This window comes from Winogradskyella poriferorum (genome assembly GCF_050618035.1).
Taxonomy (GTDB): Bacteria; Bacteroidota; Bacteroidia; order Flavobacteriales; family Flavobacteriaceae; genus Winogradskyella; species Winogradskyella poriferorum_A.
The window spans coordinates 1-206 of sequence record NZ_JBODPY010000381.1; the positions used below are offsets into that span (position 1 = coordinate 1).

The following is a 206-nucleotide window of genomic DNA, read 5'->3' on the forward strand; positions in this document are numbered from 1 at the left end:
ACTGCTGGATCTACATTTGTACTTTCTAATCGCCTACCATCAAAATCTCCAGAACCAGCAACACTAGTTTTTAAATTTGCTGTTGACCCTTTAAGCTCTATGTCACCAGAACCGGCCAAACTACTTTGTGTCGATTGTGATGAGGTGTTTAAAATGATATCACCAGACCCAGCAAGGGCTACATCAAAATCATTTGCCTTAATGGT

1 protein-coding gene is annotated in these 206 nt (G+C 40.3%); it reads right to left on the reverse strand.

Annotated elements, in window-relative coordinates:
- The coding region (locus ACRHOC_RS16135; RefSeq protein ID WP_431159553.1) for a GIN domain-containing protein at positions 1-206 on the reverse strand (206 nt) is incomplete at both ends.